Genomic DNA, 21,192 nt, shown 5'->3' on the forward strand with positions numbered 1-21,192 from the left:
GACCATGCAAAAGAAGCATCTTGTACTCGCCGTTCTGGTGACGGCTGTCTGGGGATTGAACTTCCCCGTGACCAAACTCGGCCTTGCGGCTATCGACCCGCTGCTGCTGACCGCACTGCGTTTCACGTTGGCCGCATTGCCCTGGGTGTTTTTCGTCGAACGTCCACGTGTGGCGTTCCACTGGCTGGCTGCTTACGGACTGATTTTCGGCGTGGCGATGTGGGCGTTGATCAACCTCGGTATCGCTTGGGGCGTGCCCCCCGGAACGGCATCGCTGCTGATCCAGTTCAGTGCGTTTTTTACCTTGGGTTGGGGCGTGGTTTTTTTCGGCGAACGTCTGGGACGGCTGCAATGGCTTGGCACTTTGTTGGCCGCCGCGGGCCTGATGGGCATCGTAATGAGTCGCCCCGGCGACGCATCGGTGGCGGGTTTGGCACTGGTCATTGGCAGCGCCCTGGCGTGGAGCATTGGCAACGTCGTGATCAAGGTCTCGAAGGTGCGTGAGATTTTTGCGTTTGTGGTGTGGGCGAGCCTGTTTCCTCCCATCCCGCTCATGCTGCTGACGTGGCTGCTGCATGGCACCGCACCGTTCACTGCACTGCCGTCGCAGCTCAACGCGATAACCGTGTTTTCGCTGGCGTTTCAGGTCTATGCCGCGACGCACTTCAGTTATTGGGGATGGAACTTGCTGTTGCGCGAATACCCGATATCGCGAGTGGCACCGTTGTCGCTGTTGATTCCTGTGTTCGGGATCTTCAGCTCGATGGCGATCTTCGGCCAGTATCCAAGCCTCTTTGACTGGCTTTCGATCTCGCTGGTGTTACTGGCGATCCCCTTGGGGGCAGGGTACGTGCACGGAATGCTTTTGCGCCTTCGGGTACGGCACTAATGTTCAGCAGTGGATGCCAGCCACTTTGCCCTGGATAACCCGTAGCACTTGCACAGGGCAGGTGCACCTGAGAGGTTTAGCTCGGCGTCATACAAGTGCCCGGCGCCGATTTTCAACAGCGCTTTTTGCGAACGAAGGTTGGCGGGGCCGATGTGGAAATAGACGGTGTCGTAGACCTTGAATGCATGTTCCAGCATCAATCGCTTCAACTCACGATTGGCAGCGCCACCCCATTTTTCCCGTACCAGAAAGGTGTAGCCGATGGCGATACTCTCGGGTTGATCGGGCGGCGTGTAGTAGCTCGACATACCGACGATCTGCCCCGACTCGATATCGATGACGGCAAGTGCTTTCTGGCTGGCGAGCCGAGCGGCGAAGTACGCTTCAAACACTTGCCGTTCATAGCGATCGCTGGCGGGGTGGCCGGCCCAGATCAGTGGATCACTGGCGGCCAGGAACAGCGCTTCAAAGTCACTGGCAGCCAATGCCCGTAGCTTCAGCGTGCTTGCGTACAGAGCGGGTTGGCAGTTGAAGTCGCCTACAGGCATGGTTTGCGTTCCTGGTCGAACTGGGGAATGTGGCCAGTTTAGGGCGGCAAGAGGTTAAGGAAAGATCCAATTCGAGGAGGATTTGTGGGGCCACTCGGTCCAGGAGCTCGGCCTGATGAGTGGGGGGATTATCCGGCAAATAATCTGCCTTATATCATTCTAAGCAACGCCGCTTTGATAATGGCTTCTGAACGTGTTGAAGAATTCATTTTTCGGGTGAACTGTTTGACGTGAAAGTATACGGTCGCACGCGTGACGTTGATGGTGTCGGCCACCTGCTTGGATGTCAGGCCATCAGCGAGCAAGCGCATGATGCGTACTTCACGAATATTTAGCTGACTACTTGCTACGGATTGGCTGCATTTCGACAGGTGACTTATTTTTTGGGCGACCATTCGTGATTCCGAGAACAATGTTTCGTAGGTCTCATTGAAGTCAATGTCGGGTCGGTCTGTGTTCGCCCAAATCAGAGTCAATGACGCCACGCTGCCGTTACGCATGGGATAAATTAACGTCGAAGCATCTGCCACGCGTTTGGCTGCAGACGTTTTTATCAATGTGACAATGCTCGGCGAGGACACGGGCAGCCCGCTGCTCCAGTGATGTATTTCTACGTCACTGGCTATATCCAGAACCGGGTCCATCATCCAGATTTTTTCCTGGTCGTAGATAACCCGACAGGAAAAGTCAAAGTTGTCGGTGAGATAGACTTTCGGAAGTGATACAGGTACCGCCGCCTTGTAGAAAATTGCGTAATGGCTGCAGTTTGTCTTTAGCAGGATCCTCCTTGTTAGTTCCCTTTGAAACGTGCCCGCGAATGAAACTCGCGCGTAGTCAAATGCTTGTCGAAAATCAACGTTATGTTTAGCCACGACCATATCTATCCTTGATTCGGTATCAGGGGCGAACCGTCAGGCTAGCTAGAGGTTGCAGAGTTTTCAACCAGACAGGCGCAAGTCGACTCAGGGACAAGGTCGCGTAGCACATGAATATGTTGAAAAACTATCAACATTAGTAGTGATAGGGCGTTTTTTTCAACCACCCTGATCGTGGCTGCCGTTGATGGGCAGCCGAGTACGCTGAAGAATCTGCCTAAAATAATGGAGAAAACTATCATGAATGATATCGACACGATCACTAACGCATGGGGGCGCTGGAAAACTGCTCAATACGGAACAACCTGCTGGTTTACTGAAAGCACACAATATGCCCGTAACAAAGACACCAAGAACTACATGCAATATCAAACCAATGTGACGCCACCAAAAGATCTGGTGTACTCGAGTTTTGTGCAAAAAGATGGTGGCAGCGCTTTGTTAGGTAAATACGACACTGTCAATGACGGCGGTCAGGTCATAGAACATGTGGTGAGCTTGCAACAAGGGTTGACGGATACCTTTACCTGGAGCGTTACGGAACAACTCAAAGTCGGCGTCACGGTAAAAGCCAACGCGGGCATTCCACTTGTAGGTGGCGCGGAGACAAGCAGTACCGTTGAAATGACCCTGTCTTCTACGCAGGGCGCGAGCGAGTCCAAGGCCTCCAACTATGGTGCGTCGACCAAAGTGCCAATTTCTCCCCACACCCACGGTTGGGGTGAGGTTGACTTGAGTTTCACCGAACTAAACACCCAGTGGGTCGGGAACGTCTGGCTGCAAGGATACGTTGCCATCTGGTTCAATAATAAAGTGGCAATCAACAATAACGGTGATTACCACTATTTGTGGTTCATCCCGGTTCAACAGGTTTTCTCCGAGTGTATTCAACATAACATCATCAGCACTTCCGGCTACATCGTACAGGGCGGCGGAGTGACTGCTCAGGCCAGCGGAACGTTCCACAGCAGCATGGGCCTGAGCTTGAAAACCGTCGCCCATGAACAGCCATATCCCGGAAAATCCGAAGCGGTCAAAACCTATTACGGTTATGTGAGTACTCGACCGGAAGTAGAATTTAAAAGCATCTCAGCTATCAATGAATCGAGAGATAACGTGGATTAACTATCGTCTCTGATTAATCAGTAGACCCGGCCAGCACTTCTGAAGAAAGAAGGGCTGGCCAGGCTCAAAGTCTGTTTCCGGCCATTCAAGGGGAAGCTGAGGGGGATTTCAGCTTTCGCTGGTTTCGACTGGCTCTGCGGCTTCAGCTTCCAGTTTCGCCCGATCAGCCTTGCTGATGTATTTGGGCTTTTTCGGCGCCAGTTTGGCGCTGGCCTTTTTGGCCTTTTCCTTGAACAACTGCTTGAGTTTCTTTTGACGATTCATGTTTTCTGTCCGGCCTACAAGTTTGAATAACGACTAGCGAAGGGCGTAAACGTACGCATCAAGGGACGAGCCACAAGATAGGCTGCACTTTGCCCTCAAAAAGGGGCGAATCCTGACGTAAGCCTCCGTCCAAGGCAATGCCATTCCTCACATTGCGATGAAGTCGCGCACCGCTTTGATGGTCGGCGCCGGGGCTTCTTCCATCAACCAATGTCCTGCCGTCGGAATCACCACCTCGGTGACGTTGTCCGCAGCATTGCGCATGACGATCGCTTCGTTGTTGCCAAAGGACTTTTCACCGCCCACGGCCAGTACCGGCATGCTCAAGTGTTTGTGCAGGACGGGAGCGTTGTCGAGGGCGTCCTGACGAATGCTGCGGAACTGGGCGAATGCGGCGTGCATGGCGCCGGGGCGGGCGTAAAGCCTGGCGTAGTGCTGGCGGGTGCCTTCATCGACCTTGGCCGGATTGCCGGCAAACTCATTCCAGAAGCGATCGAGGTAGATGCGCTCACGCCCGGCCACCAGACGCTCCATGTCCGCACCGCCAAAGTCGAAGTGCCAGAGCATCGGCGAACGAACAATGTCATTCCACGGGGTGATGCCGGGCACGGGCGCGTCCATCACCACCAGGCGCTCGGTCAGTTCGGGATAGCGCGCGGCATAGGCGAACGCGACCATGGTGCCGATGTCATGCCCGATGACCACCGAATGTTCGATCTTCAGCGCGCTCAACACCTGACGAATGTCGCCGGCCTGAGTCTTTTTGTCATAGCCGCCCTCGGGAATCGACGACAACCCCATGCCGCGCAGATCCGGCACCACTACGGTGTGGTCGCGGGCCAGATCCGCCGCCAGCGGTGCCCACATGTCGCCGGTATCACCGAAACCATGCAACAGCACCACGGCCGGACCCTTGCCACCGACCCGCACGTGCATTGTCGCGCCTTCGACCTTGATGTCCTGAGTGTGGAAGGTCGCAGGAAAAGGGACGACGTCGGCATGAGCCTGGAAACTCAGGGCAAGAAGGGCGAGGGCGGTCAGTAGCGGGCGAGTCATGACGAAGTCTCCAAGCGTGGGGGGATGGAGAGAGCGTAGACGTATCGATCAGGGCCGCAGGAGTTTCACTTGGAAGCGAACGCCGCCTCGATAAACGCGCCCAGCGCCTTCTCCTCACGAATCTCGACAGAGAAGTGGCGAAGCGCTTTGGCAGCCAGATGATGCGCATTGCGGACGGGTGTCGATGGGCTGGGCGTAATCGACGATCGGCCAGCCGGGATAAACTAAGCTGATGTGTAACGTCAAGATGACACAGGAGCATCCCACCATGAAGGCGCGCCGCATGATCAAGTCACGCACGTTGATTGCAACGATTTCGTCCCTTGCGCTGGTTTTCAGTTCGGCGATGGCACTGGCCGATCCCGGTAATGGAAAAGGTCAGGGGCAGGGCAATGGCAAGGGAAATTCGCAGAATGTGCAGGGCCACGGTAACCAGAAAGGTAACGGCAACAAGGGCAACAACTCGGGTGGTGATTGGAGTCATGGCCCAAGCATCGATCACGGCAATGTGCTCGGGATTGTTGGCGGCTACCGCGACTACTGGAGCCCGGGGCCTGCGCTGCCACCGGGCATTCAAAAGAACCTGGCTCGCGGCAAAGCATTGCCGCCCGGTATCGCGAAAAAGCTCGATGGACGCCTGGTCGGTCACCTGCCGCATTACGATGGCTACGAATGGCAGCAGGTGGGCACGGATCTGATCCTGGTCGCGTTGGCCACCGGCCTGATTTACGAGGTGCTCAACGGGGCGTTTGATTAAGATTTCCAGCCCGTTGCGCACCACCCACGCCGATCAGACGATTTTCAAAGCACTCAGCACGATCAGCGATTGCTCGGCAAAAGCCTGAGCTTGTTCGGTCAGCGCGGCAATGTTGGCTTCGGCAGTGGTCAGCGGTTTGCCGTCCTTGAGCAACACTTCGTTTTGTTCGGCGATGACGCTCCACACCAGTTGCGCCCACTCCGCCGGGTGCTGTTTGCCTTGGCGGATTGCAATCAGGAACAGTTGCTGGAAACGACTGACCGTGACGCCGCCACCGGTGACCGGACTGCTCAACACCTGAATGTCAGCGTTGAACAGCGCGCGCTTGCACAGTTGCAAGTTGAACGCGGCGCAGCGTTCGTACACCAGCGCCTCGGCGGCTTCGCTCTGGCAAGGGGCTACCGCGCCCATGCCGACCAGGATGGCGATGGCCTGTTCCAGATCGTCATAAGCCATTGGCGACACCGCATCGAGCAACTGTTGCATCGTTCTGGCTTCATAGGTCTGACCCGCGAGTGCATTGAGGAGCGGGCGGTAAATTTCCGCTTGCAGTGACGCTTCGCCAGCGGGGCCGGTGACGCTGGACGCTACGTTTTCTGCCGGTTGCATCAGGACAAATCGCGTATTGAGCATACGCGAGCGGCGCTCGGTGGCGCTCAGTCGGTTGGCACCGCGCACGTACAGGTCGCGACGGAAAGCCTGGTTGACGAAGTAGTCACGCGCCTGCTCGCGCATCACCGGATGCTCGATACCGTCGAGAAAGGCCAGGCCTTCGGCGCTCAGGTTGAGTGCATCGACCGAATCCAGCGGCACCGCTGTGGTGACGTAATCGAGCTTGGCCGGGGCCAGCGCATCCACCATGTCGGCGAAATACATGCAGTTCCAGTCGCGATTGAAATATTCGTGGGCGACGTATTGGCGATCCTGACCTTTGATGGTCTGCAGTCGCGCGCCCAGGCTCGGCGCGGCGATGGCGTACTTGGGGTTGGCCGCCAGCAGCGCTTCGGAAAACTGCAACGCAGCATCGATGCGCTGATCCGGCCGCGTCGAGTGGCTGGCAAAGCGGTCGTGCAGGCTGAACAGTTGGCGCAACGGCGCTGAAGGCGACCAGCCCGGGAATGCGTTGTAGCTGACGTACAGGTGACCACCCGGTTTGAGGTGGCGCCGGGCGAATTCGACAATCAGCTTCTGGTTGTCACGGCTGACCCAGGTCCAGATGCCATGCAGGCTGATGCTGTCGAACTGCGGCAAATCATGGCGCGCCAGCAGTTGCTCAAAGCTGTCGTCATAGAGTCTTGCGCCGTTGTTGCTGAGTTCCGCCAGCTCAATGGCGTGAGCCGCCTGACCGGGGTGGAAGTCCGTACCGACGAAGCCTGCCGGGTTGGCCGTGGCGTGAATATTGATCGACACACCCTGACCAAAACCGAGTTCGCAGTGATAACCGTCGGGATTGTCCAGGCCGGCAAAGCCGCGTAACAACAGGCAGTAACGCTGGAAAACCGGATTGATTTCCCGGCTATAGCTGTAGGTGTAGCCTTCGTCGGTGAAATAACCTTCGTTCCAGGCATTGCTCATGGGTGCAGCCTCTTGAATCGTAATGGAAAGTGGCTCTTGTAAAAGGCATGGACGTGCGTCGTTCAGTCTTGCGCAGGCCACCCGCATGTTGTCGGCAGGATCGAACCATTCGATAGGGTTCGTGCTGATATTTTGCCGGGTTATTCATGATCAGAGTTGGTCGCTCCTCACAAACGCACGCCCATCTCCAAGGCACGGGTCTCGAAGCCGAACTCGGCATACATGCGCACCGCGCGCTCGTTGAAAGGCCAGACCGTCAAGCGCAAGTCCTGCGCATTCTGCTCGATAGCCCAGTCTTTAACCCGCTGAATCAGCGCGCGGCCAATGCCTTTGCCCCAGAACGGTTCGGCGACACAGACTGAGCCGATGCGCACCACGTTCTGCGGCTGCATCAGCGGGCCGGAACTGGCGGACAGGGTGGCCGTAATGAACGCCACGGGCCGGTCAGCGGTGCTGGCGATAAAGACGATCTGGCCTGCCTTTTCAAATACCCCGGCCCAGTGCGGCAAGTCGCGGGCGAAATCTTCGGTGGCGGCGGCGTAGATATCGGGGCGGGCGGCGTGGTGTACCGAATTGAGCAATTGGCCCAGTTCGCACATCGCCAGAGCATCTTCGGCAGTAGCGGTTCGGTAGCTAATGATTTCTTCCATGAATGGCGCTCCTGTGTTGTTTGGGAATCGTTGCGTTACGTCCGGGTGAAGCTCAAATTGCCCGTTCACCCAAGCGCTCTACCAGTCTGACCAGATACCCATCGGGATCCTGAACGATGAATTCGCGCTGGCCGACTTCAATGTTGTCAGCGCGATACCAAGTGTCTTGGCAATCACGGTAAAGCGCAAAACCGGCCTGTCCGAGATGACGGATGATCGAAGCGACTTCGGCAACATCGATCTGCAGGTTGATGCCGCGTCCGAAGGGCTTGCTCAGCGGTGCCGTCAACCATTGGCCGGCATCTGGATCAACTTGTTCGAGCATGACCTGTGCGCCATTCAGGTCGAGATAGGCGAAACCGTCTTCGGGGCGCTGATAAGCGATGCTGAATCCCAGGCAAGACACCCAGAACCGCAGGCTGTTTTGCAGGTTGGACACCATCAATTCCGGGACCAGTCTGTTGCGTTCGAGCATGAGGTGACTTCCGTTTCGAGTTGTAAACCGTGATCAAAATCGATCGGTTGAATCCTTCGCAAGCTTCGCATCCTGCGGTAAACGGCGAAAGTATGCATCCCGGATCCTGCAGGCATTTCAACGAAGCCGGGGGCACCTGGGTCGCTTTTTCAGGCAAATCTGTGCATTGAATGTTTCTGCGTTAAACGAATAATCGAGCGCTCGAATCTTTTGGAGTTGGGCACTGTATGGAAGCGTTACGCATTCAATCTGGCGACATTTATCGTTCACGGACGGCAGCCTCGGAGAGTCGCCCATGAGCCTGCATACCCGCACCAAACGCTTGACCGTGCCGCAACTGGTCGCGATGAAAGGCCAACAGAAAATCGTCTCGCTGACGGCGTACTCCAGCAGTATCGCCAAGCTGATCGACCCGATCGTCGACTTTATTCTGGTCGGCGATTCCACGGCCATGGTCGGTTATGGCCGCGCCTCGACGCTGAGCATGCAGCTCGAAGAAATCATCGGCCACACGCGGGCGGTGGTCGATAGCACGCGCCTGGCCTGTGTGGTGGCCGACATGCCGTTTGGCAGTTATCAAGAATCCCACGAGCAGGCCTTTCGTAATTGCGCTCAGGTATTGGCGCGTACCGGTTGCGACGCGGTCAAACTGGAAGCCAACAAGGCCTTGGCGCCGACGGTCGAGTTTCTTGTAGCCCGTGGTATTCCGGTCATGGCCCATGTCGGCTTGATGCCGCAGTTCGTCAATGTCATGGGCGGTTTCAAGGCTCAGGGCCTGACGGCTGAAACCGGTGCAGTGATTGCCGAAGATGCCCGGGCCAATCTAGACGCAGGCGCCTTCAGCCTGTTGCTCGAAGGAGTGGCGGAGGGCGTGGCGCGGCAGATTACGCTGGAGTCGAAAATGCCCACCATCGGCATCGGCGCCTCACCGGCCTGCGACGGCCAGGTGCTGGTCACCGAAGATGTGCTCGGCCTGGGCGGTGAGCATCTGCCGCGCTTCGTCAAACGCTACGCCGATGTCGGCGCGGTGATCAGCGAGGCATGCGCGCAGTTTGCTGACGATGTGCGCCATGGTCGGTTTCCTGAGGCGCGGCATTGCTATGGACTGTAGACACGGTTTTCTTCGGTGAACGCCTGCGCCAGTCGTTGCACCGCGTGGCCGATATCCTTGTCCCAATCGAGGCTGTAGCTCAGGCGCAGGTGCTGGTTCCAGGCGCCTTGTTGGCTGAAGATCTCGCCGGGGGCGATGACGATCCGCTCGGTCAGCAGGCGCTCGAACACCCGTTGCATGTCGATCGGCCGCACAGCCTTGAGCCAGAAGCTCGCACCGCCCTGAGGGGCGACTACCTGCCACTGACCGTTACCGTGTTCTTCCAACAAGGTCTGTAGCTGTTGCATGCGCTTGCGCAACAGTGCTCGCAGGGTGGTCAGGTGCTGATCGATGCGCCTGGAGCTGTAAAGTCTGGCAATCGCTTTCTGCCGAATTGGCGAGAGGCGAAATCCGCGTTGCATAAACAATCGATGAAATTGCGCGGCCTGCTGGCGACACAGCACATAGCCGTACGGCGCTTCGCCGCCAATAATCTTGTCGAACGTCGAGAACACCACCAGTTTGTCCGGATCAGCAAAATCGCGATAGCGCGCGGGTGAATCGGAGAAACACAATTCGCCCCATGTGTCGTTTTCGAACAGCCAGATATCGCGCTCGGCCAGCCAGTCACAGATCTGCTGTTTATCGTGCGCCGGCATCAACTGGCCCTGGGGAATATTCACCGTGGAGGACAGCACCGCGAGGCGCACCGGTTCGCGCGTGAGTAACGCCTTCAACGCGGTTAGATCGAAGCGGCCGTCATCGCCAAGAGGCATCTCGATGACGCGGATATCAGCCGCCCGCAATTGGCGCAGAATCGCCCACGAGCAGGGCGACTCTACCAACGCCACGCTGCCGCCTAGATTCAAGGCACTCAGTGATAATTCCAGCACGCTACGCAGGTCCGCGCCGATGTACACCTGCTCGGTCAGCCAGTGGTTGTGAGCGGCACGGGTGTAGCGTTCCGCCAGGGCGGCGCGCAATTCCGGCTCGCCGAGTGGCTGATAGAGCGGTGCATTCGAGGGCGGGTATTGGCGAGTCAGCTCACGCTCCATCATCAACAACGGCCCCTGTAGCGACAGCAGCATCGCCGGGGCATCGCTGCTCAGCGCCAGCATGCCGGGCTGACGGGCGCTGACGAAGACGTGGTCCAGAAGATTGCCGGAGCTGGTCGTCACAGGCGCCGCCGGCATCGACCGGGTGAAATAGCCGAACCTGGGTTTGGCGTGGATTCTGCCTTCGTCCTCGAGCAGTGCGTAGGCATATTTGGTCGTCGACACCGAAACGCCGAGGCGCAGGGCCAGTTGTCGCAGGGACGGCAGTTTCTGCTCAGTCGTGCCACTGGCCGCCTCGATCAATCCGATGAGGTAGTGGTAGACCGCTTGATAGGCGAACGCGGTGTCGTTGGGGGGCGTCAATGCTGTTCTCCTTGATTGTCAGCCTAAGAAGCAAACGGAAGATTGTGCCAAAGCAGTCAGCGGTCCGTTTGCGCCGCCGCCCAGTGCTTCATCTCTTCAGCAATGAAGTGATTGACCAGGTCGCTGTACATTTTCTCAATGGCATCTGCATTCAAACCTTCGTTTTCGGCCCAGTCGCGACGGGTTGCCAACATCGCCTGAAAACGCTCCGGTGCCCGCACTGAGGTCGCCGAGGTCTTGAACTTCGAGGCCGCGAGTACGTACTGAAAGCGCTTGCCCAGCAGTTTGATCACCGCTTGATCGAGTCGGTCGATTTCACTTCGAATATCTTGCATGTCCGCACAGTCGGCGGGTTGTAACGTGTTGATGACGTCCATGTGCGTCTGTGCCTCTCGAGTTGTTGGTGATAGTGCGGCGGGTTTTCAGAGGGTAAGAGCAGCGTTGTTCGTCACTTTGCGTGCTTCAGACAGCTCAGTGAGAAACGCCAGAATCTGCGGCACACCGCAAAGATGAACGACTGGAATCTGCGGCCCGACGCTAGCACGCATCGCTTCAATGCTCGGGCGATTGACCCGGTCAAAATTCCACACGTATTTCAGAAATTGCAGAAATGCGCGGTCCAGCCGCTCGGTGCAGCCGACGGGAAGATCCGTGCGCGGGCGATTCAGGGCGCTGCGCAGAATGACCCGCTTCATGCAGGTCAGCCGAGGCGTATCCAGCCAGATCACCAGGTCGGCACGGGGCAGTCGCAGATCGAAGGTGCGCCGCGAATAATTGCCTTCGCAGATCCAGGTGTCGCCCGCCACGGCTTGGCGAACCCGTTCACGGAACATTTCATTGACCGGCTCTACCCAGCCTGGCTCCCAGAACAGCGGGTCGAGGTGAACCACCGCCAGATCCAGACGCCGGCCGATTTCGCGGGCGAGGCTAGATTTGCCGCTGCCCGAGTTGCCCAGAATGACGATGCGTTGCATGTGCAAATCCCTTGCTGCAAAAAGTCGGCAAGTCTAAATCAAGCGTTACCGGAATTCCGAAAAAAACGCTCTGGGCGGCACGGTTGAAGGGCAGCAGATGACCGGCGATCCAGCAGCTCTTCACTGGCGAGGCGCCCGACGATTGCCGCCAGCGTCACACCGGGATGCATCGCACAAACGTAGACCCCGCTGACACCGGGCAAGTAACCGACCACGGGTATGCCATCAGCGGGCATAGGTCTCAGTCCGACGGCGACGGTTTGCGCCTCAATCAAAACCACCCCGTGAAGTTCTTTGCGTATGGCTTCGGCGGTTTGCCGGGCGATGTCAGTCGGCGAGTTGCCTGGCGTCTCTCCCCAATAATCTTCAGCGGCCAGCAACGTGCCGTCGGCGCTTTGCCGAATTTCCATTTCGGGGCTGGAGATGATTCCTTTAACGACGCCCGGTTGGGTTTTGTAGCGGATGAAAATGGCCGGTGAGGCGTCGATGGGCAGGGAGGCGTTCAGCAACTGCGTCAACTGCCGGGTGCCAGTCCCGGCGGCAAGCACAACAAGGTCGGCATCGATCGTGCCCGCTGTGGTTTCAACGCCGGTGACATCTGCGTTGCAGGTTTTGAAACCGGTCACTCGGGTTTGCGTGAGCAATTGCGCCCCCAGCGCCCGGGCGCCGGCAATCAAGGCGTGGGTGGCCTGCACGGCGTCGAGTGCGCCTTCTTCCGCGCGATACAACGCGCGGGGAGGGGGATTTTTCAGGTTGGGCTCGCGGGCAAGCACCTCGGCAGACGATAACAATGTCGCCGACGCCGGATACTCTGCTGATTCGCTGTACGACAGCGCTCCGGTCCAGCGAATCTGCAAATCCCGCAGCTCGGTTTCGAGTCGTCGGTAGGCTTCTATGGCCATACCGCGCAACTGCGCAATCGGATCAGCGCCGGTGTGCGTGGCAGTGATCCAGGCGAAAGAGCTTGCCGTCACGCCGTTCGCGATCTCGCCGGCCTCGATCAACGTGACCTGTGCACCTTTGCCGGACAGGTGATACGCAAGAGAGGCACCGACGATGCCCGCACCCACCACCACAATTCGCCGATGTGCTGTCTTTTTCATTGCAACATTCCCTGTTGTCGAGGTGCCGATCCTGCAACAGGGGTGACAATGCGAGCAACCAGAAAAAGCCCGGCCAAAGCCGGGCTCGTACGCTGAAACCGGGCTAAGCGGCCATATTTCCCGCGGGCATTTGGCATGCCAGTCCGTGACGGATGCTCAGTCGCTAAGGATCAATAGTCAGGTTACGACGCTGAATGACTGACATGCTTGGGGCCCGCCAACGCCCAGGCAATCAAGCCGAACAATGGCACAAACACGATCAGCACAATCCACACGCCTTTATTGCTCGCTTTCCCCTCGCTCTTGCGCACCCGATTGATGGCCCAGAGTTCGATTAGCAGAAGAACTGCCGCCAGTACGATCCACACGGTTTCGATTTGCATTGGCTACCTCCTGATGGTCTGTGCGTTAGGTGGCGTGCGGTGCGACGGGTTCATTTATTTTTGTTCAGGGCATTGAGCTGGCGAGCGAGCTCCAGTGCCACCCGACCGCTGTTAAAGGTCGGCAGCAGGTGAGTGAAAGGGATGTCGATCATTCGGTTCTCGCGCACCGCGCGCAGTTGCGACAACACCGGGTCGTGGGTCAGCAGATAGCGTTTGCGCCTGGCGGGCGACCATTCGGCGTCGGCCAGCAGGATCACGTCCGGGTCGCTGGCCAGCAGGGTTTCGCTGTTGACGGTGACTCGATAGAGGTTGATGTTGGCGAACACATTGCGTACCCCGGCAGCCGCCAGCAGCGGAGTGACAAAACCACGTCGGCCCTCGCTGTCGAGGCCTTTGACTTCACTGTCGAGATAGAACACGGACAACGGTTTACCCGCACCGGCCAGGACTCGGGCGCTGGCAATGTCCTTTTCCATGGAGTCGATCAACGCTTGGGCTTTTTGCTGCTGGTGCAGCAGCTTGCCCAACGTCAGCAAGTCATTGCGTACATGCGCGAAATAATCCAGCGAATGCCCGTTGCAGGCGGATTCCAGCAGATACGAACCCACGCCATTGCGCGCCAGTCCCGAGCGTGAGGTCACACCGTCGCCGAACGCCGTGGCAAAGCCACCGATCACCAGATCCGGCCTCGCAGCGTAAAGCACTTCGCTGGCCGGGTATTGCCGCGCGATCACCGGTACACCGAAATACTCGGAAGGCCGCTGACCGGCATCGGTGTCATCCAGATAGGCTACGCCGACCAGCGCTGGCCCCGCACCCAGTGCCAGCACGAGATCCGCCGCATGCTGATTGAGCGCGACGATGCGTGAGGGCGCAGCGGCGCGCCAGTCTTCGCCGCAATTACGGTAAGTGTCGGCGAGTGCGGGCGCGGCGCAGAGCAGGGCACTCAACAACATCCACAACCTGCTCATGGCCGCGCCTTGATCAGCAAATCCGCAACCACTTCACCGCCCACCAGATGCCCCTCGACCAGCCGCTGCACATCGTCTTTGCTGCGCACGCCATACCAGCAGCGTTCCGGGTACACCGTCACAATCGGCCCCAGATTGCACGGGAACTGGCAGTGCGTGCGGGTCAGCAGCACGCCGCCCGGCGTCTCGATGCGATCGTGCGCGAGCAAATGCCGGCGCAAGGTTTTCCATAACTGCAAGGCACCACGCTGGGTGCAGCGCGGGCCGGTGCAGAGGAACACATGGCGCGCGTGCTCGGGCACGTGCGACCAGTCCGGGTGCGTGTCGATGCCGTCGACGGTTTTGATCTCACTCATCAGAAGCGGTACGTGTAGCGCACTTCGGAGGTGAACGGCCGGCCGAGGTTGTCGACATTGCTCGAACGGCTGGTGACGTAATCGCGATCGAAGAGGTTTTCCACCAGCAGGCTCACGCGGTGTTGGTGGGCGTTGTCGAGGTAGCGATAAGCGTCGGCGTCGACCACCGAATAGTTGCCGTATTCAACCTGTTTCGAACTGGTGATGTCGCGTATGTAGCGGATCGCGCCGCCGGCACCCCACAGGCGATTTTCCGATTCATAACCCACGCGCGAACGGGCGAAGAAGCTCGGGATGTCATTGATGGTCGCCCCCGTGCGCGATTCGGTGAGGTTGCGGGTCATGTCCGCTTGCAGACTCCACTGCTCGTTGAGCGCGAGCTTGGCGTCGGCCTCGAAACCGCGCATCTGGATCGTGCCTTCACCGTTGACCCACTGAATGTCATCGAGGGTGATCAGGTCGTCGATCTTGCGTTTGAACAGGGTCACGCTGGCGCTGAATTCGCGATCGAGCAAGAAGCCTTTGTAGTCGACACCGAGTTCAGCGTTGCGGCTTTTTTCCGGTTTGAGATTGCGATTACCGATCTCGTCGCCCGGCTCGTTGACGAACAGTTGCTCGGCGTTCGGCAGTTTGTAAGCGCTGCCGTATTGGCCGCGCACCGACCAATTGTCATTGAGGTCATACAGCGAAGTGAGCATGCCGACCGTGGCACTGTCGCCGCCGCTCATGGCTTCGTGGCGCACACCGATGCTCGGATGCCAGTCGGGCAGGGCGTCGATCTGCGGTCGCAGTTGCGTGTAGAACGCATGGGCTTCGGCCTTGTCGTTATCGATGATCAACACATCGTCCTGGCCCTTGAACCACTGGTTGTCGCTGCCGAACACCAACACATGGCCACCGGGCAATTCAGCCTTGCCTTCGGCCTGCACGCCCCAATCGGTGAAGCCCCAATAGTCGTTGTGGTTGATGACTTTGGTACCGCCGTCGGCGACGTTGTTGACCCGGGTGTAGCGCGTGTCCCAGTCGTTGATATGACCTTTGACGAAATAGCTCAGGCGCTCGTTGATGTTCTGCTCGAAGGTCGCCGTGGCGATCTGCTGCACGCGATCGTTGGTGGTCGTGTGATTGTCGACCGGGCGGGCGAAATCGAGGTTGGCGTCGGCGTATTGGTAGAACAGTTCCAGCCGCGCATCATCGCCGAACGACTGAATGGCCTTGCCGCCGAAGGTAGTGACTTCGTAGGCACGGTTCTTCTCGCTGACGTTTTTCATGTCACGGTTGCGATACGGCTGGTAACCGTCGGAGACGTTGTGGCTGATGTACGCCAGCAAGCCGAGATCGCCGAAACCGTTGGTGAAGATATTCTCGACCCGCGCGTCTTCGCTGGTGCCGCCAAAGCTGTCGACGCCCAAATTCACTTCGCCGGAGGCTTTGCGGCTCTGCGGGCTGCGGGTGACGATGTTGATCACCCCCGACACCGCTTGAGTGCCGAACAACAGGCTCTGCCCGCCCTTGAGCACTTCGATGCGCTCGATGGCATTGGCCGGCAGGGTGTCCAGATAGAGGCCGCCGTACAGGCGATTGTTCAGGCGTACGCCGTCAAGCAGGATCAAAGTGTCGTCGTTGCGCCCGCCCAGGAGTGAATAAGTGCCGTAGTCGAACGGACCGTTTTTCGGTGCGACGTACAGACCGGGAATGAACATCTGCATGACGCGGCTGACATCGGCGCTGGGGCCGGCACGTTCGATCTGTTCGCGGCTGACGATCTCGACCTTGCTGCCGAACTTCGCCATCTCGGCGACGGTGGTGGATTCCACAGACGGTGCGGAAACGATTTGTTGATGGAGTTCCAGCGGCGCGTCGTCGGCCAGTAGTAGCGGGCTGAACAGGCAGCCAAGGAACAGGGTTGGAGCAGAAGTGTTGAAAGGTCGAATCATTGTCTTCTCGAAAAGGATCTTCGCAGAAGAGCATGCAGGAGAAGGCATCGCGCACAGCCAATACCGGCCCATGCCCGCCCACCGCAGGATTTTGCCAAACAAAATTTCAGGCCGGTCTCCGGGCTCGCGCGTATCGAGGCTTTCACCTTCCCATGGCCGTCTGGCCACAGTGGTGTATCGAAAGCATCACGCGCATACCGTTGCGGGGGCAGCACCGGACTTGTTCGAAAAGAACGTACCGGTTTCCCGTTTCACCCCATGCACGGCGGCATGGGACACCTGAAACTGGGCGGCATCTGAACATTCGAATGACCGTTCGTCAACTTTCGGGACCCGGGTTATGGGTATGCAAATGGCCAAAGTTGCCTATTGCCAAGCACCCGTCGCGCGCCAGACAATAAGAGTCATTATCACTCGCGAATTATTCCAGACTCATGTCCGCCGACGAATTATCCCTGCGCAGCGCCGTCAATGACTTGTATTGCGACCATCACGGGTGGTTGAAAGGCTGGTTGCGCAAGCGTCTGAGCAACTCTTTCGATGCGGCCGATCTGGCGCAGGACACCTTCGTTCGGGTCATCAAGGCCCGCAGCGCTCTGGAGATTCGCGAGCCGCGTCCTTACCTGTCGATGATCGCCAAAGGCTTGCTCGTTGACCTGTTCCGCCGCCGTTCGCTGGAGCAATCCTGGCTGGAAGCGCTGGCGGCCATGCCACAAGAGCAACAGCCTTCGCTGGAAGAGCAGGCGATCCTGCTGCAGGCGCTGGTGGAAATCGACCGTTTGCTGCAAGGGCTGGGGCCGAAGGTCAAGCAGACCTTCATCCTGTCGCAGTTCGATGGCCTGACCTACCTGCAGATTGCCGAGCGCTTGAACATCAGCGTGCGCAGCGTCAACAACTACATGGCCAAGGCCATGGAGCATTGCTGTCTGATGCAGATTCAGATGCAACTGGCATGAGCCTGTCGCCCGCCGAACTGCAAGCGATCAGCGCCGCTGCCCGCTGGTACGCGCGTCTGCATTCCGGCATCGCCACCGAGGCGGACCGCGCTGCGTGGAACGACTGGTTGCGCGCCGATCCTGCCCATCAGCAAGCCTGGCAGCAGATGGCGGCGGTCGGCGAACAGATGGCCAGCGTGCCGGGCGCATTGGCGGCACCGGCGTTGCGCGGGGTCGAGCGATCCCGGCGGCAGGTATTGCGCAGCGTGGTGCTGCTGGCGTCGGCCGGGTCGCTGGGCTGGCTGGGCTGGCGCAGTGAGCCGTCGCAAAACCTGCTGGCCGATTTCCGTACCGGCGTGGGCGAGCGGCGCGAGTTTCGTCTGGCCGATGGCAGTGCCTTGCTGCTCAACACCGACACCTCGGTCAATCTGCGTTTCGACGGTCGCCAGCGAACCCTGGAATTACTGTGGGGCGAGATTCTGCTGAGCACCGCGGCCGATTCGTCGCAGCGTCCGTTCAAAGTATTGACCCGGCATGGCCAAGTGTTGGCGTTGGGCACGCGGTTTATCGTCCGCTCACAGGACAGCGGTGGCGAGGTGTCGGTTGTCGAGAAGGCGGTCGAAGTCAGCTCGGCGGGCGGTGGCTCCACCGTGCGTTTAGAGGCTGGACAATCACTGGATTTCAACAGTCGTGCGGTAGGCGCGATTCGCCGCAACGATGCGTCGGTCGGTGCCTGGCAGCAAGGCAGCATCATCGCGCTCAATCGTCCTCTGGCCGAGTTGCTGGCGGATATTTCGCGTTACCGCCATGGCGTGCTGCGGTGTGATGCGCGGATCGCCCAACTGAAGGTTTCCGGCGCATTCCCGATTGATAACACCGACCTCGCACTGGCGGCGCTGGAGAGTGGATTCTCCTTGCGCATCACGCGCTACAGCCGTTATTGGGTCAACGTGTCGCCGCCTGCCCAGTGATTGGCGCCGTGAACCGGAAATATTTTTTCAGCGTTTGCACTTTTCACACACACCGTTCGGCTCATCCCTCAATGAGTTTTTATTCAGCGTTTCTGGGGGAGGGTAAGCATGTCTCGGGTGTACAAGTCTGGTCGTCTGGCGACCGCAGTGAAGGTCGGGCTACTGGCGGCAACGACGGCCGGCGTCTGGTCGACGACCACGTTGGCCGCGCCGTTTTCGGCGCAACAGAGTTCGGTTAAATCCTTCGACATTGCCGCTGGCAGCCTGACCGAAGTACTCAGCCATTTCGCCAGTGCGGCGGGGGCAGCGATTTCGTTTGATGCGCAACAAACCGATGGCCTGAAATCCCCTGGCCTCAGAGGCGCATTCGGCACCAGCGAAGGCTTCGCGCGGATACTTGGTGGCAGCGGTTTGCAAGCCGAACCGCAGGCCAATGGCACCTATGTGCTGCGGCCGGCACCGGTAGTCGGTTCGGCGCTGGAACTGGGGGCCACCAACATCAACGGCCAGATGCTCGGCGCGACCACGGAAAACAGCGGCTCGTACACCACCGGCGCGGTGACCATCGGCAAAGGTGAGCACTCGCTGCGGGAGACCCCGCAATCGGTCACGGTGATGACGCGCAAAATGCTCGACGACCAGAACCTCAACACCATCGATCAGGTCATGGAAAAGACCCCGGGGATCACCGTCTACGACTCGACCATGGGCGGCAAATACTTCTACTCCCGTGGCTTTCGCATGTCGGGCCAGTATCAGTACGACGGCGTGCCGCTGGACATGGGCAACCTCTACGTTCAGGCCGACAGTTTCAGCGGTGACATGGCCTATTACGACCGCGTCGAGATCCTTCGCGGCGCGGCCGGGATGATGAAAGGTTCGGGCGGCACCGCCGGCGGGGTTAACTTTGTGCGCAAACGCGGGCAGGCCACAGCGCAAACCGAGATCACCTTGTCGGGCGGCAGTTGGGACAATTATCGCGGACAAGTCGACACCGGTGGCCCGTTGAATGACGCTGGCACGATACGTGGCCGCGCCGTGGTCGCCGAGCAGAGCCGGCATTACTTTGTCGACGATGCCAGCCGCAAGGATCAGGTGTATTACGGCGCGCTCGACTTTGACGTCAGCCCCGACTCCACACTCGGACTGGGTGTCGCCTATGAAGACGTCGATGCCAATCCGTGCTGGGGCGGTCTGCCGCGCTACAAGGATCGCAGCGATTTGAAACTCAGTCGTTCGACTTGCCTGGATCCGTCGTGGAATACCTGGCGCAGCCAGCGCACGACGGTGTTCAGTGATCTCAAGCATCAGATCAACGAAAACTGGAGCCTGAAGGTCGCCAGCGTTTACACAAAAAACACGCAGGACATCAAATACGCATTTGCTTCCGGTGCGGTGACTCCGGGCGTCAACACCACCGGCATGCTGGGCAGCATGTACGACTACGATCAGGTCGATTACGGCCTGGATGCGTACGTCGATGGCAAGTTCAACGCATTCGGTCAGCAACATGAACTGATCGTCGGCGCCAACGCCAGCCGTTCGAAAAAGAACGACTTCTACTCCGTGGCGTTTTTGCCGCAGCGGCAGAGTGTGTTCAATCCCGACAAACATATTCCTGAGCCGGACGACAGTTACTTCATCGAAAACTCTTCGCGCGGCGGCCCGGTCAATTCGCTGACAAAACAGCAGGGCGTTTACTCGACGTTACGCCTGAAACTCGCGGATCCGTTGACGCTGGTCGTCGGTGGGCGGGTCAGCTGGTACAGCTCTGAGACTGATTCGGACTTCATCAACAGCGGCACTTCGGAGCATTCCAGCTCGACGGAAACCGGCCAGGTCACACCGTTTGCCGGGGTTCTGCTGGATTTGAACGAGAACCTGACGGCTTACGCCAGCTATTCGGACATTTTCACGCCGCAAGGCAACTACCGTTCCGAAGACGGCGCGGCGCTCAAGCCACTGGTGGGCCAGAGCTATGAACTGGGGATCAAGGGCGCTTGGTACGACGGTCGACTCAACGGCTCGTTCAACCTGTTCCGCACGATTCAGAAAGATCAGGCGCAAACCGACTACAACTCGTCCTGCCCATCGTCCGACGGCTATTGCTACCTCAATGCGGGTAAGGTTCGCGCACAAGGTTTTGAAGCCGAGATCAGCGGTGAAGTCATCGAACGCCTGCAACTGCTCGCGGGGTACACCTACACGCAGACCAAGACCCTGGACGACATCGACAGCAGCCTGACCGGTGCCGCGTTCAATACGTATGTGCCGCGACACGTGCTGCGCATGTGGGGCGATTACGCGCTGAGTGGCGCGCTTGAGCGCTTTACCCTCGGCGCCGGGGTCAATGCACAAAGCGACAACTTCCGCGTCTCACCCGCCAGTGGCGAGAAAATCAGCCAGTCGGGTTATGCAATCTGGAACGGTCGCATCGGCTACCGCATCGATGACACCTGGTCGGTCGCGCTCAACGGCAACAACCTGTTCGACAAGCGTTACTACTCGACCATCGGTACCGAGACGTTCGGCAGCTACTACGGTGATCCCCGTAACTTCATGATGTCGGTGAAGGCGAGTTTCTAGTTCAGCCTGAATTGATTGCAAGCGCCGGTCCGTCCTGAGTGCAGAGGTGTGTCAGTGGGTTCAGCACCTTCCGGTCACCCTGCGCGCGCGCACCGGCTGCTTTGCTGTGAGGCTTGTCGTGTTTTTCTCCTTCTTTTGAAATAGCTACTAAGGTCTATAACTGTAATCTCGAGGCCATATCCGTTTGTTGTCGACAGTGGCCACTCAGTGGTGGAGATACGCTGAACAGGGAGGTTTTCATGCAAGGTGCCAGC

At 58.6% G+C, this 21,192-nt stretch carries 22 protein-coding genes and 1 riboswitch; of the genes, 7 read left to right on the forward strand and 15 right to left on the reverse strand.

What is annotated here, in order from left to right:
* Positions 1-4 precede the first annotated feature (4 nt).
* Positions 5-889, forward strand: coding sequence for an EamA family transporter (locus KBP52_RS00885; RefSeq protein ID WP_212621770.1), 885 nt, complete (start codon positions 5-7; stop codon positions 887-889).
* Here the strand turns inward: KBP52_RS00885 and KBP52_RS00890 are convergent.
* Both KBP52_RS00890 and KBP52_RS00895 read right to left on the reverse strand, forming a co-directional pair.
* Complete coding sequence (locus KBP52_RS00890; RefSeq protein ID WP_249122228.1) at positions 886-1,437, reverse strand: GNAT family N-acetyltransferase; 552 nt, start codon at positions 1,435-1,437, stop codon at positions 886-888. The genes KBP52_RS00885 and KBP52_RS00890 overlap by 4 nt on opposite strands.
* 149 nt (positions 1,438-1,586) lie before the next feature.
* Complete coding sequence (locus KBP52_RS00895) at positions 1,587-2,309, reverse strand: LuxR family transcriptional regulator (RefSeq protein ID WP_176091719.1); 723 nt, start codon at positions 2,307-2,309, stop codon at positions 1,587-1,589.
* 243 nt (positions 2,310-2,552) lie between these two features.
* Between KBP52_RS00895 and KBP52_RS00900 the strand changes: the two genes are divergently transcribed.
* Complete coding sequence (locus KBP52_RS00900) at positions 2,553-3,437, forward strand: ETX/MTX2 family pore-forming toxin (protein ID WP_077572519.1); 885 nt, start codon at positions 2,553-2,555, stop codon at positions 3,435-3,437.
* A gap of 108 nt (positions 3,438-3,545) precedes the next feature.
* Here the strand turns inward: KBP52_RS00900 and KBP52_RS00905 are convergent, their stop codons facing one another.
* Together KBP52_RS00905 and KBP52_RS00910 are read right to left on the reverse strand one after the other, a co-directional pair.
* A complete protein-coding gene (locus tag KBP52_RS00905) occupies positions 3,546-3,701 on the reverse strand; it encodes a DUF2986 domain-containing protein (RefSeq protein WP_077572520.1) in 156 nt (51 codons plus the stop codon).
* A 147-nt stretch (positions 3,702-3,848) separates the two neighbouring features.
* Positions 3,849-4,757 carry an alpha/beta hydrolase gene (locus tag KBP52_RS00910; protein ID WP_212621771.1) on the reverse strand — a complete coding sequence of 303 codons (909 nt, stop codon included), beginning with the start codon at positions 4,755-4,757 and terminating at the stop codon, positions 3,849-3,851.
* Between the two features lie 283 nt (positions 4,758-5,040).
* Between KBP52_RS00910 and KBP52_RS00915 the strand changes: the two genes are divergently transcribed.
* On the forward strand, positions 5,041-5,514 hold the full coding sequence (locus KBP52_RS00915; RefSeq protein ID WP_176091721.1) for an anti-virulence regulator CigR family protein: 474 nt from the start codon (positions 5,041-5,043) through the stop codon (positions 5,512-5,514).
* A gap of 33 nt (positions 5,515-5,547) precedes the next feature.
* Here the strand turns inward: KBP52_RS00915 and KBP52_RS00920 are convergent, their stop codons facing one another.
* The 3 genes from KBP52_RS00920 to KBP52_RS00930 form a co-directional block, all read right to left on the reverse strand.
* On the reverse strand, positions 5,548-7,089 hold the full coding sequence (locus tag KBP52_RS00920; protein WP_077572523.1) for a class I SAM-dependent methyltransferase: 1,542 nt from the start codon (positions 7,087-7,089) through the stop codon (positions 5,548-5,550).
* A 167-nt stretch (positions 7,090-7,256) separates the two neighbouring features.
* Positions 7,257-7,739, reverse strand: coding sequence for a GNAT family N-acetyltransferase (locus KBP52_RS00925; protein ID WP_212621772.1), 483 nt, complete (start codon positions 7,737-7,739; stop codon positions 7,257-7,259).
* A 52-nt stretch (positions 7,740-7,791) separates the two neighbouring features.
* Positions 7,792-8,214 (reverse strand): VOC family protein, encoded by a 423-nt coding sequence (locus tag KBP52_RS00930; RefSeq protein ID WP_137219551.1) that lies wholly within the window; start codon positions 8,212-8,214, stop codon positions 7,792-7,794.
* Between the two features lie 295 nt (positions 8,215-8,509).
* Here KBP52_RS00930 and panB point away from each other — a divergent pair, with 295 nt between their 5' ends.
* Positions 8,510-9,325 (forward strand): 3-methyl-2-oxobutanoate hydroxymethyltransferase, encoded by an 816-nt coding sequence (gene panB / locus KBP52_RS00935; protein ID WP_212621773.1) that lies wholly within the window; start codon positions 8,510-8,512, stop codon positions 9,323-9,325.
* Here panB and KBP52_RS00940 read toward each other — a convergent pair.
* From KBP52_RS00940 to KBP52_RS00975, 8 genes are all read right to left on the reverse strand, one after another.
* Positions 9,313-10,722: a PLP-dependent aminotransferase family protein gene (locus KBP52_RS00940; RefSeq protein ID WP_077572527.1), complete on the reverse strand. Its 1,410-nt coding sequence runs from the start codon at positions 10,720-10,722 to the stop codon at positions 9,313-9,315. The two genes, panB and KBP52_RS00940, sit on opposite strands and share 13 nt — an antisense overlap.
* A 56-nt stretch (positions 10,723-10,778) precedes the next feature.
* Entirely contained in the window at positions 10,779-11,099 is a 321-nt protein-coding gene (locus KBP52_RS00945; protein WP_212621774.1) for an isochorismate lyase, read from the reverse strand.
* A 45-nt stretch (positions 11,100-11,144) separates the two neighbouring features.
* A complete protein-coding gene (locus KBP52_RS00950) occupies positions 11,145-11,696 on the reverse strand; it encodes an AAA family ATPase (RefSeq protein ID WP_212621775.1) in 552 nt (183 codons plus the stop codon).
* A 38-nt stretch (positions 11,697-11,734) separates the two neighbouring features.
* Positions 11,735-12,799, reverse strand: coding sequence for an FAD-dependent oxidoreductase (locus KBP52_RS00955; RefSeq protein ID WP_212621776.1), 1,065 nt, complete (start codon positions 12,797-12,799; stop codon positions 11,735-11,737).
* A gap of 182 nt (positions 12,800-12,981) precedes the next feature.
* The gene (locus KBP52_RS00960) at positions 12,982-13,182 is read right to left on the reverse strand and encodes a PLDc N-terminal domain-containing protein (protein ID WP_077572531.1); all 201 of its coding nucleotides are present in this window, start codon (positions 13,180-13,182) and stop codon (positions 12,982-12,984) included.
* Between the two features lie 50 nt (positions 13,183-13,232).
* Entirely contained in the window at positions 13,233-14,153 is a 921-nt protein-coding gene (locus KBP52_RS00965) for an ABC transporter substrate-binding protein (protein WP_212621777.1), read from the reverse strand.
* Positions 14,150-14,509, reverse strand: a complete 360-nt coding sequence (locus tag KBP52_RS00970) for a (2Fe-2S) ferredoxin domain-containing protein (protein ID WP_212621778.1) — start codon at positions 14,507-14,509, stop codon at positions 14,150-14,152. The genes KBP52_RS00965 and KBP52_RS00970 overlap by 4 nt, the downstream gene beginning before the upstream one ends.
* A complete protein-coding gene (locus KBP52_RS00975; protein WP_212621779.1) occupies positions 14,509-16,446 on the reverse strand; it encodes a TonB-dependent receptor in 1,938 nt (645 codons plus the stop codon). The genes KBP52_RS00970 and KBP52_RS00975 overlap by 1 nt, the downstream gene beginning before the upstream one ends.
* 91 nt (positions 16,447-16,537) lie before the next feature.
* Positions 16,538-16,744, reverse strand: a riboswitch (cobalamin riboswitch).
* Between the two features lie 136 nt (positions 16,745-16,880).
* On the opposite strand from KBP52_RS00975, the gene KBP52_RS00980 reads away from it, so the two are divergent.
* From KBP52_RS00980 to KBP52_RS00990, 3 genes are all read left to right on the forward strand, one after another.
* On the forward strand, positions 16,881-17,402 hold the full coding sequence (locus KBP52_RS00980; protein WP_077572535.1) for a sigma-70 family RNA polymerase sigma factor: 522 nt from the start codon (positions 16,881-16,883) through the stop codon (positions 17,400-17,402).
* Positions 17,399-18,352, forward strand: coding sequence for a FecR domain-containing protein (locus tag KBP52_RS00985; protein ID WP_212621780.1), 954 nt, complete (start codon positions 17,399-17,401; stop codon positions 18,350-18,352). The genes KBP52_RS00980 and KBP52_RS00985 overlap by 4 nt, the downstream gene beginning before the upstream one ends.
* Positions 18,353-18,460: 108 nt before the next feature.
* On the forward strand, positions 18,461-20,938 hold the full coding sequence (locus tag KBP52_RS00990) for a TonB-dependent siderophore receptor (RefSeq protein WP_212621781.1): 2,478 nt from the start codon (positions 18,461-18,463) through the stop codon (positions 20,936-20,938).
* Positions 20,939-21,192 lie beyond the last annotated feature (254 nt).

This window comes from Pseudomonas sp. SCA2728.1_7 (assembly GCF_018138145.1).
Lineage (GTDB): Bacteria > Pseudomonadota > Gammaproteobacteria > Pseudomonadales > Pseudomonadaceae > Aquipseudomonas > Aquipseudomonas koreensis_A.

Coding starts and splice junctions, on each gene's coding strand:
- KBP52_RS00890 (WP_249122228.1), bottom strand. CDS start 1,437: ATGCCTGTAGGCGACTTCAACTGCCAACCCGCTCTGTACGCAAGCACG.
- KBP52_RS00980 (WP_077572535.1), top strand. CDS start 16,881: ATGTCCGCCGACGAATTATCCCTGCGCAGCGCCGTCAATGACTTGTAT.
- panB (WP_212621773.1), top strand. CDS start 8,510: ATGAGCCTGCATACCCGCACCAAACGCTTGACCGTGCCGCAACTGGTC.
- KBP52_RS00930 (WP_137219551.1), bottom strand. CDS start 8,214: ATGCTCGAACGCAACAGACTGGTCCCGGAATTGATGGTGTCCAACCTG.
- KBP52_RS00885 (WP_212621770.1), top strand. CDS start 5: ATGCAAAAGAAGCATCTTGTACTCGCCGTTCTGGTGACGGCTGTCTGG.
- KBP52_RS00970 (WP_212621778.1), bottom strand. CDS start 14,509: ATGAGTGAGATCAAAACCGTCGACGGCATCGACACGCACCCGGACTGG.
- KBP52_RS00975 (WP_212621779.1), bottom strand. CDS start 16,446: ATGATTCGACCTTTCAACACTTCTGCTCCAACCCTGTTCCTTGGCTGC.
- KBP52_RS00990 (WP_212621781.1), top strand. CDS start 18,461: ATGTCTCGGGTGTACAAGTCTGGTCGTCTGGCGACCGCAGTGAAGGTC.
- KBP52_RS00945 (WP_212621774.1), bottom strand. CDS start 11,099: ATGGACGTCATCAACACGTTACAACCCGCCGACTGTGCGGACATGCAA.
- KBP52_RS00950 (WP_212621775.1), bottom strand. CDS start 11,696: ATGCAACGCATCGTCATTCTGGGCAACTCGGGCAGCGGCAAATCTAGC.
- KBP52_RS00900 (WP_077572519.1), top strand. CDS start 2,553: ATGAATGATATCGACACGATCACTAACGCATGGGGGCGCTGGAAAACT.
- KBP52_RS00955 (WP_212621776.1), bottom strand. CDS start 12,799: ATGAAAAAGACAGCACATCGGCGAATTGTGGTGGTGGGTGCGGGCATC.
- KBP52_RS00905 (WP_077572520.1), bottom strand. CDS start 3,701: ATGAATCGTCAAAAGAAACTCAAGCAGTTGTTCAAGGAAAAGGCCAAA.
- KBP52_RS00925 (WP_212621772.1), bottom strand. CDS start 7,739: ATGGAAGAAATCATTAGCTACCGAACCGCTACTGCCGAAGATGCTCTG.
- KBP52_RS00915 (WP_176091721.1), top strand. CDS start 5,041: ATGATCAAGTCACGCACGTTGATTGCAACGATTTCGTCCCTTGCGCTG.
- KBP52_RS00920 (WP_077572523.1), bottom strand. CDS start 7,089: ATGAGCAATGCCTGGAACGAAGGTTATTTCACCGACGAAGGCTACACC.
- KBP52_RS00960 (WP_077572531.1), bottom strand. CDS start 13,182: ATGCAAATCGAAACCGTGTGGATCGTACTGGCGGCAGTTCTTCTGCTA.
- KBP52_RS00965 (WP_212621777.1), bottom strand. CDS start 14,153: ATGAGCAGGTTGTGGATGTTGTTGAGTGCCCTGCTCTGCGCCGCGCCC.
- KBP52_RS00985 (WP_212621780.1), top strand. CDS start 17,399: ATGAGCCTGTCGCCCGCCGAACTGCAAGCGATCAGCGCCGCTGCCCGC.
- KBP52_RS00910 (WP_212621771.1), bottom strand. CDS start 4,757: ATGACTCGCCCGCTACTGACCGCCCTCGCCCTTCTTGCCCTGAGTTTC.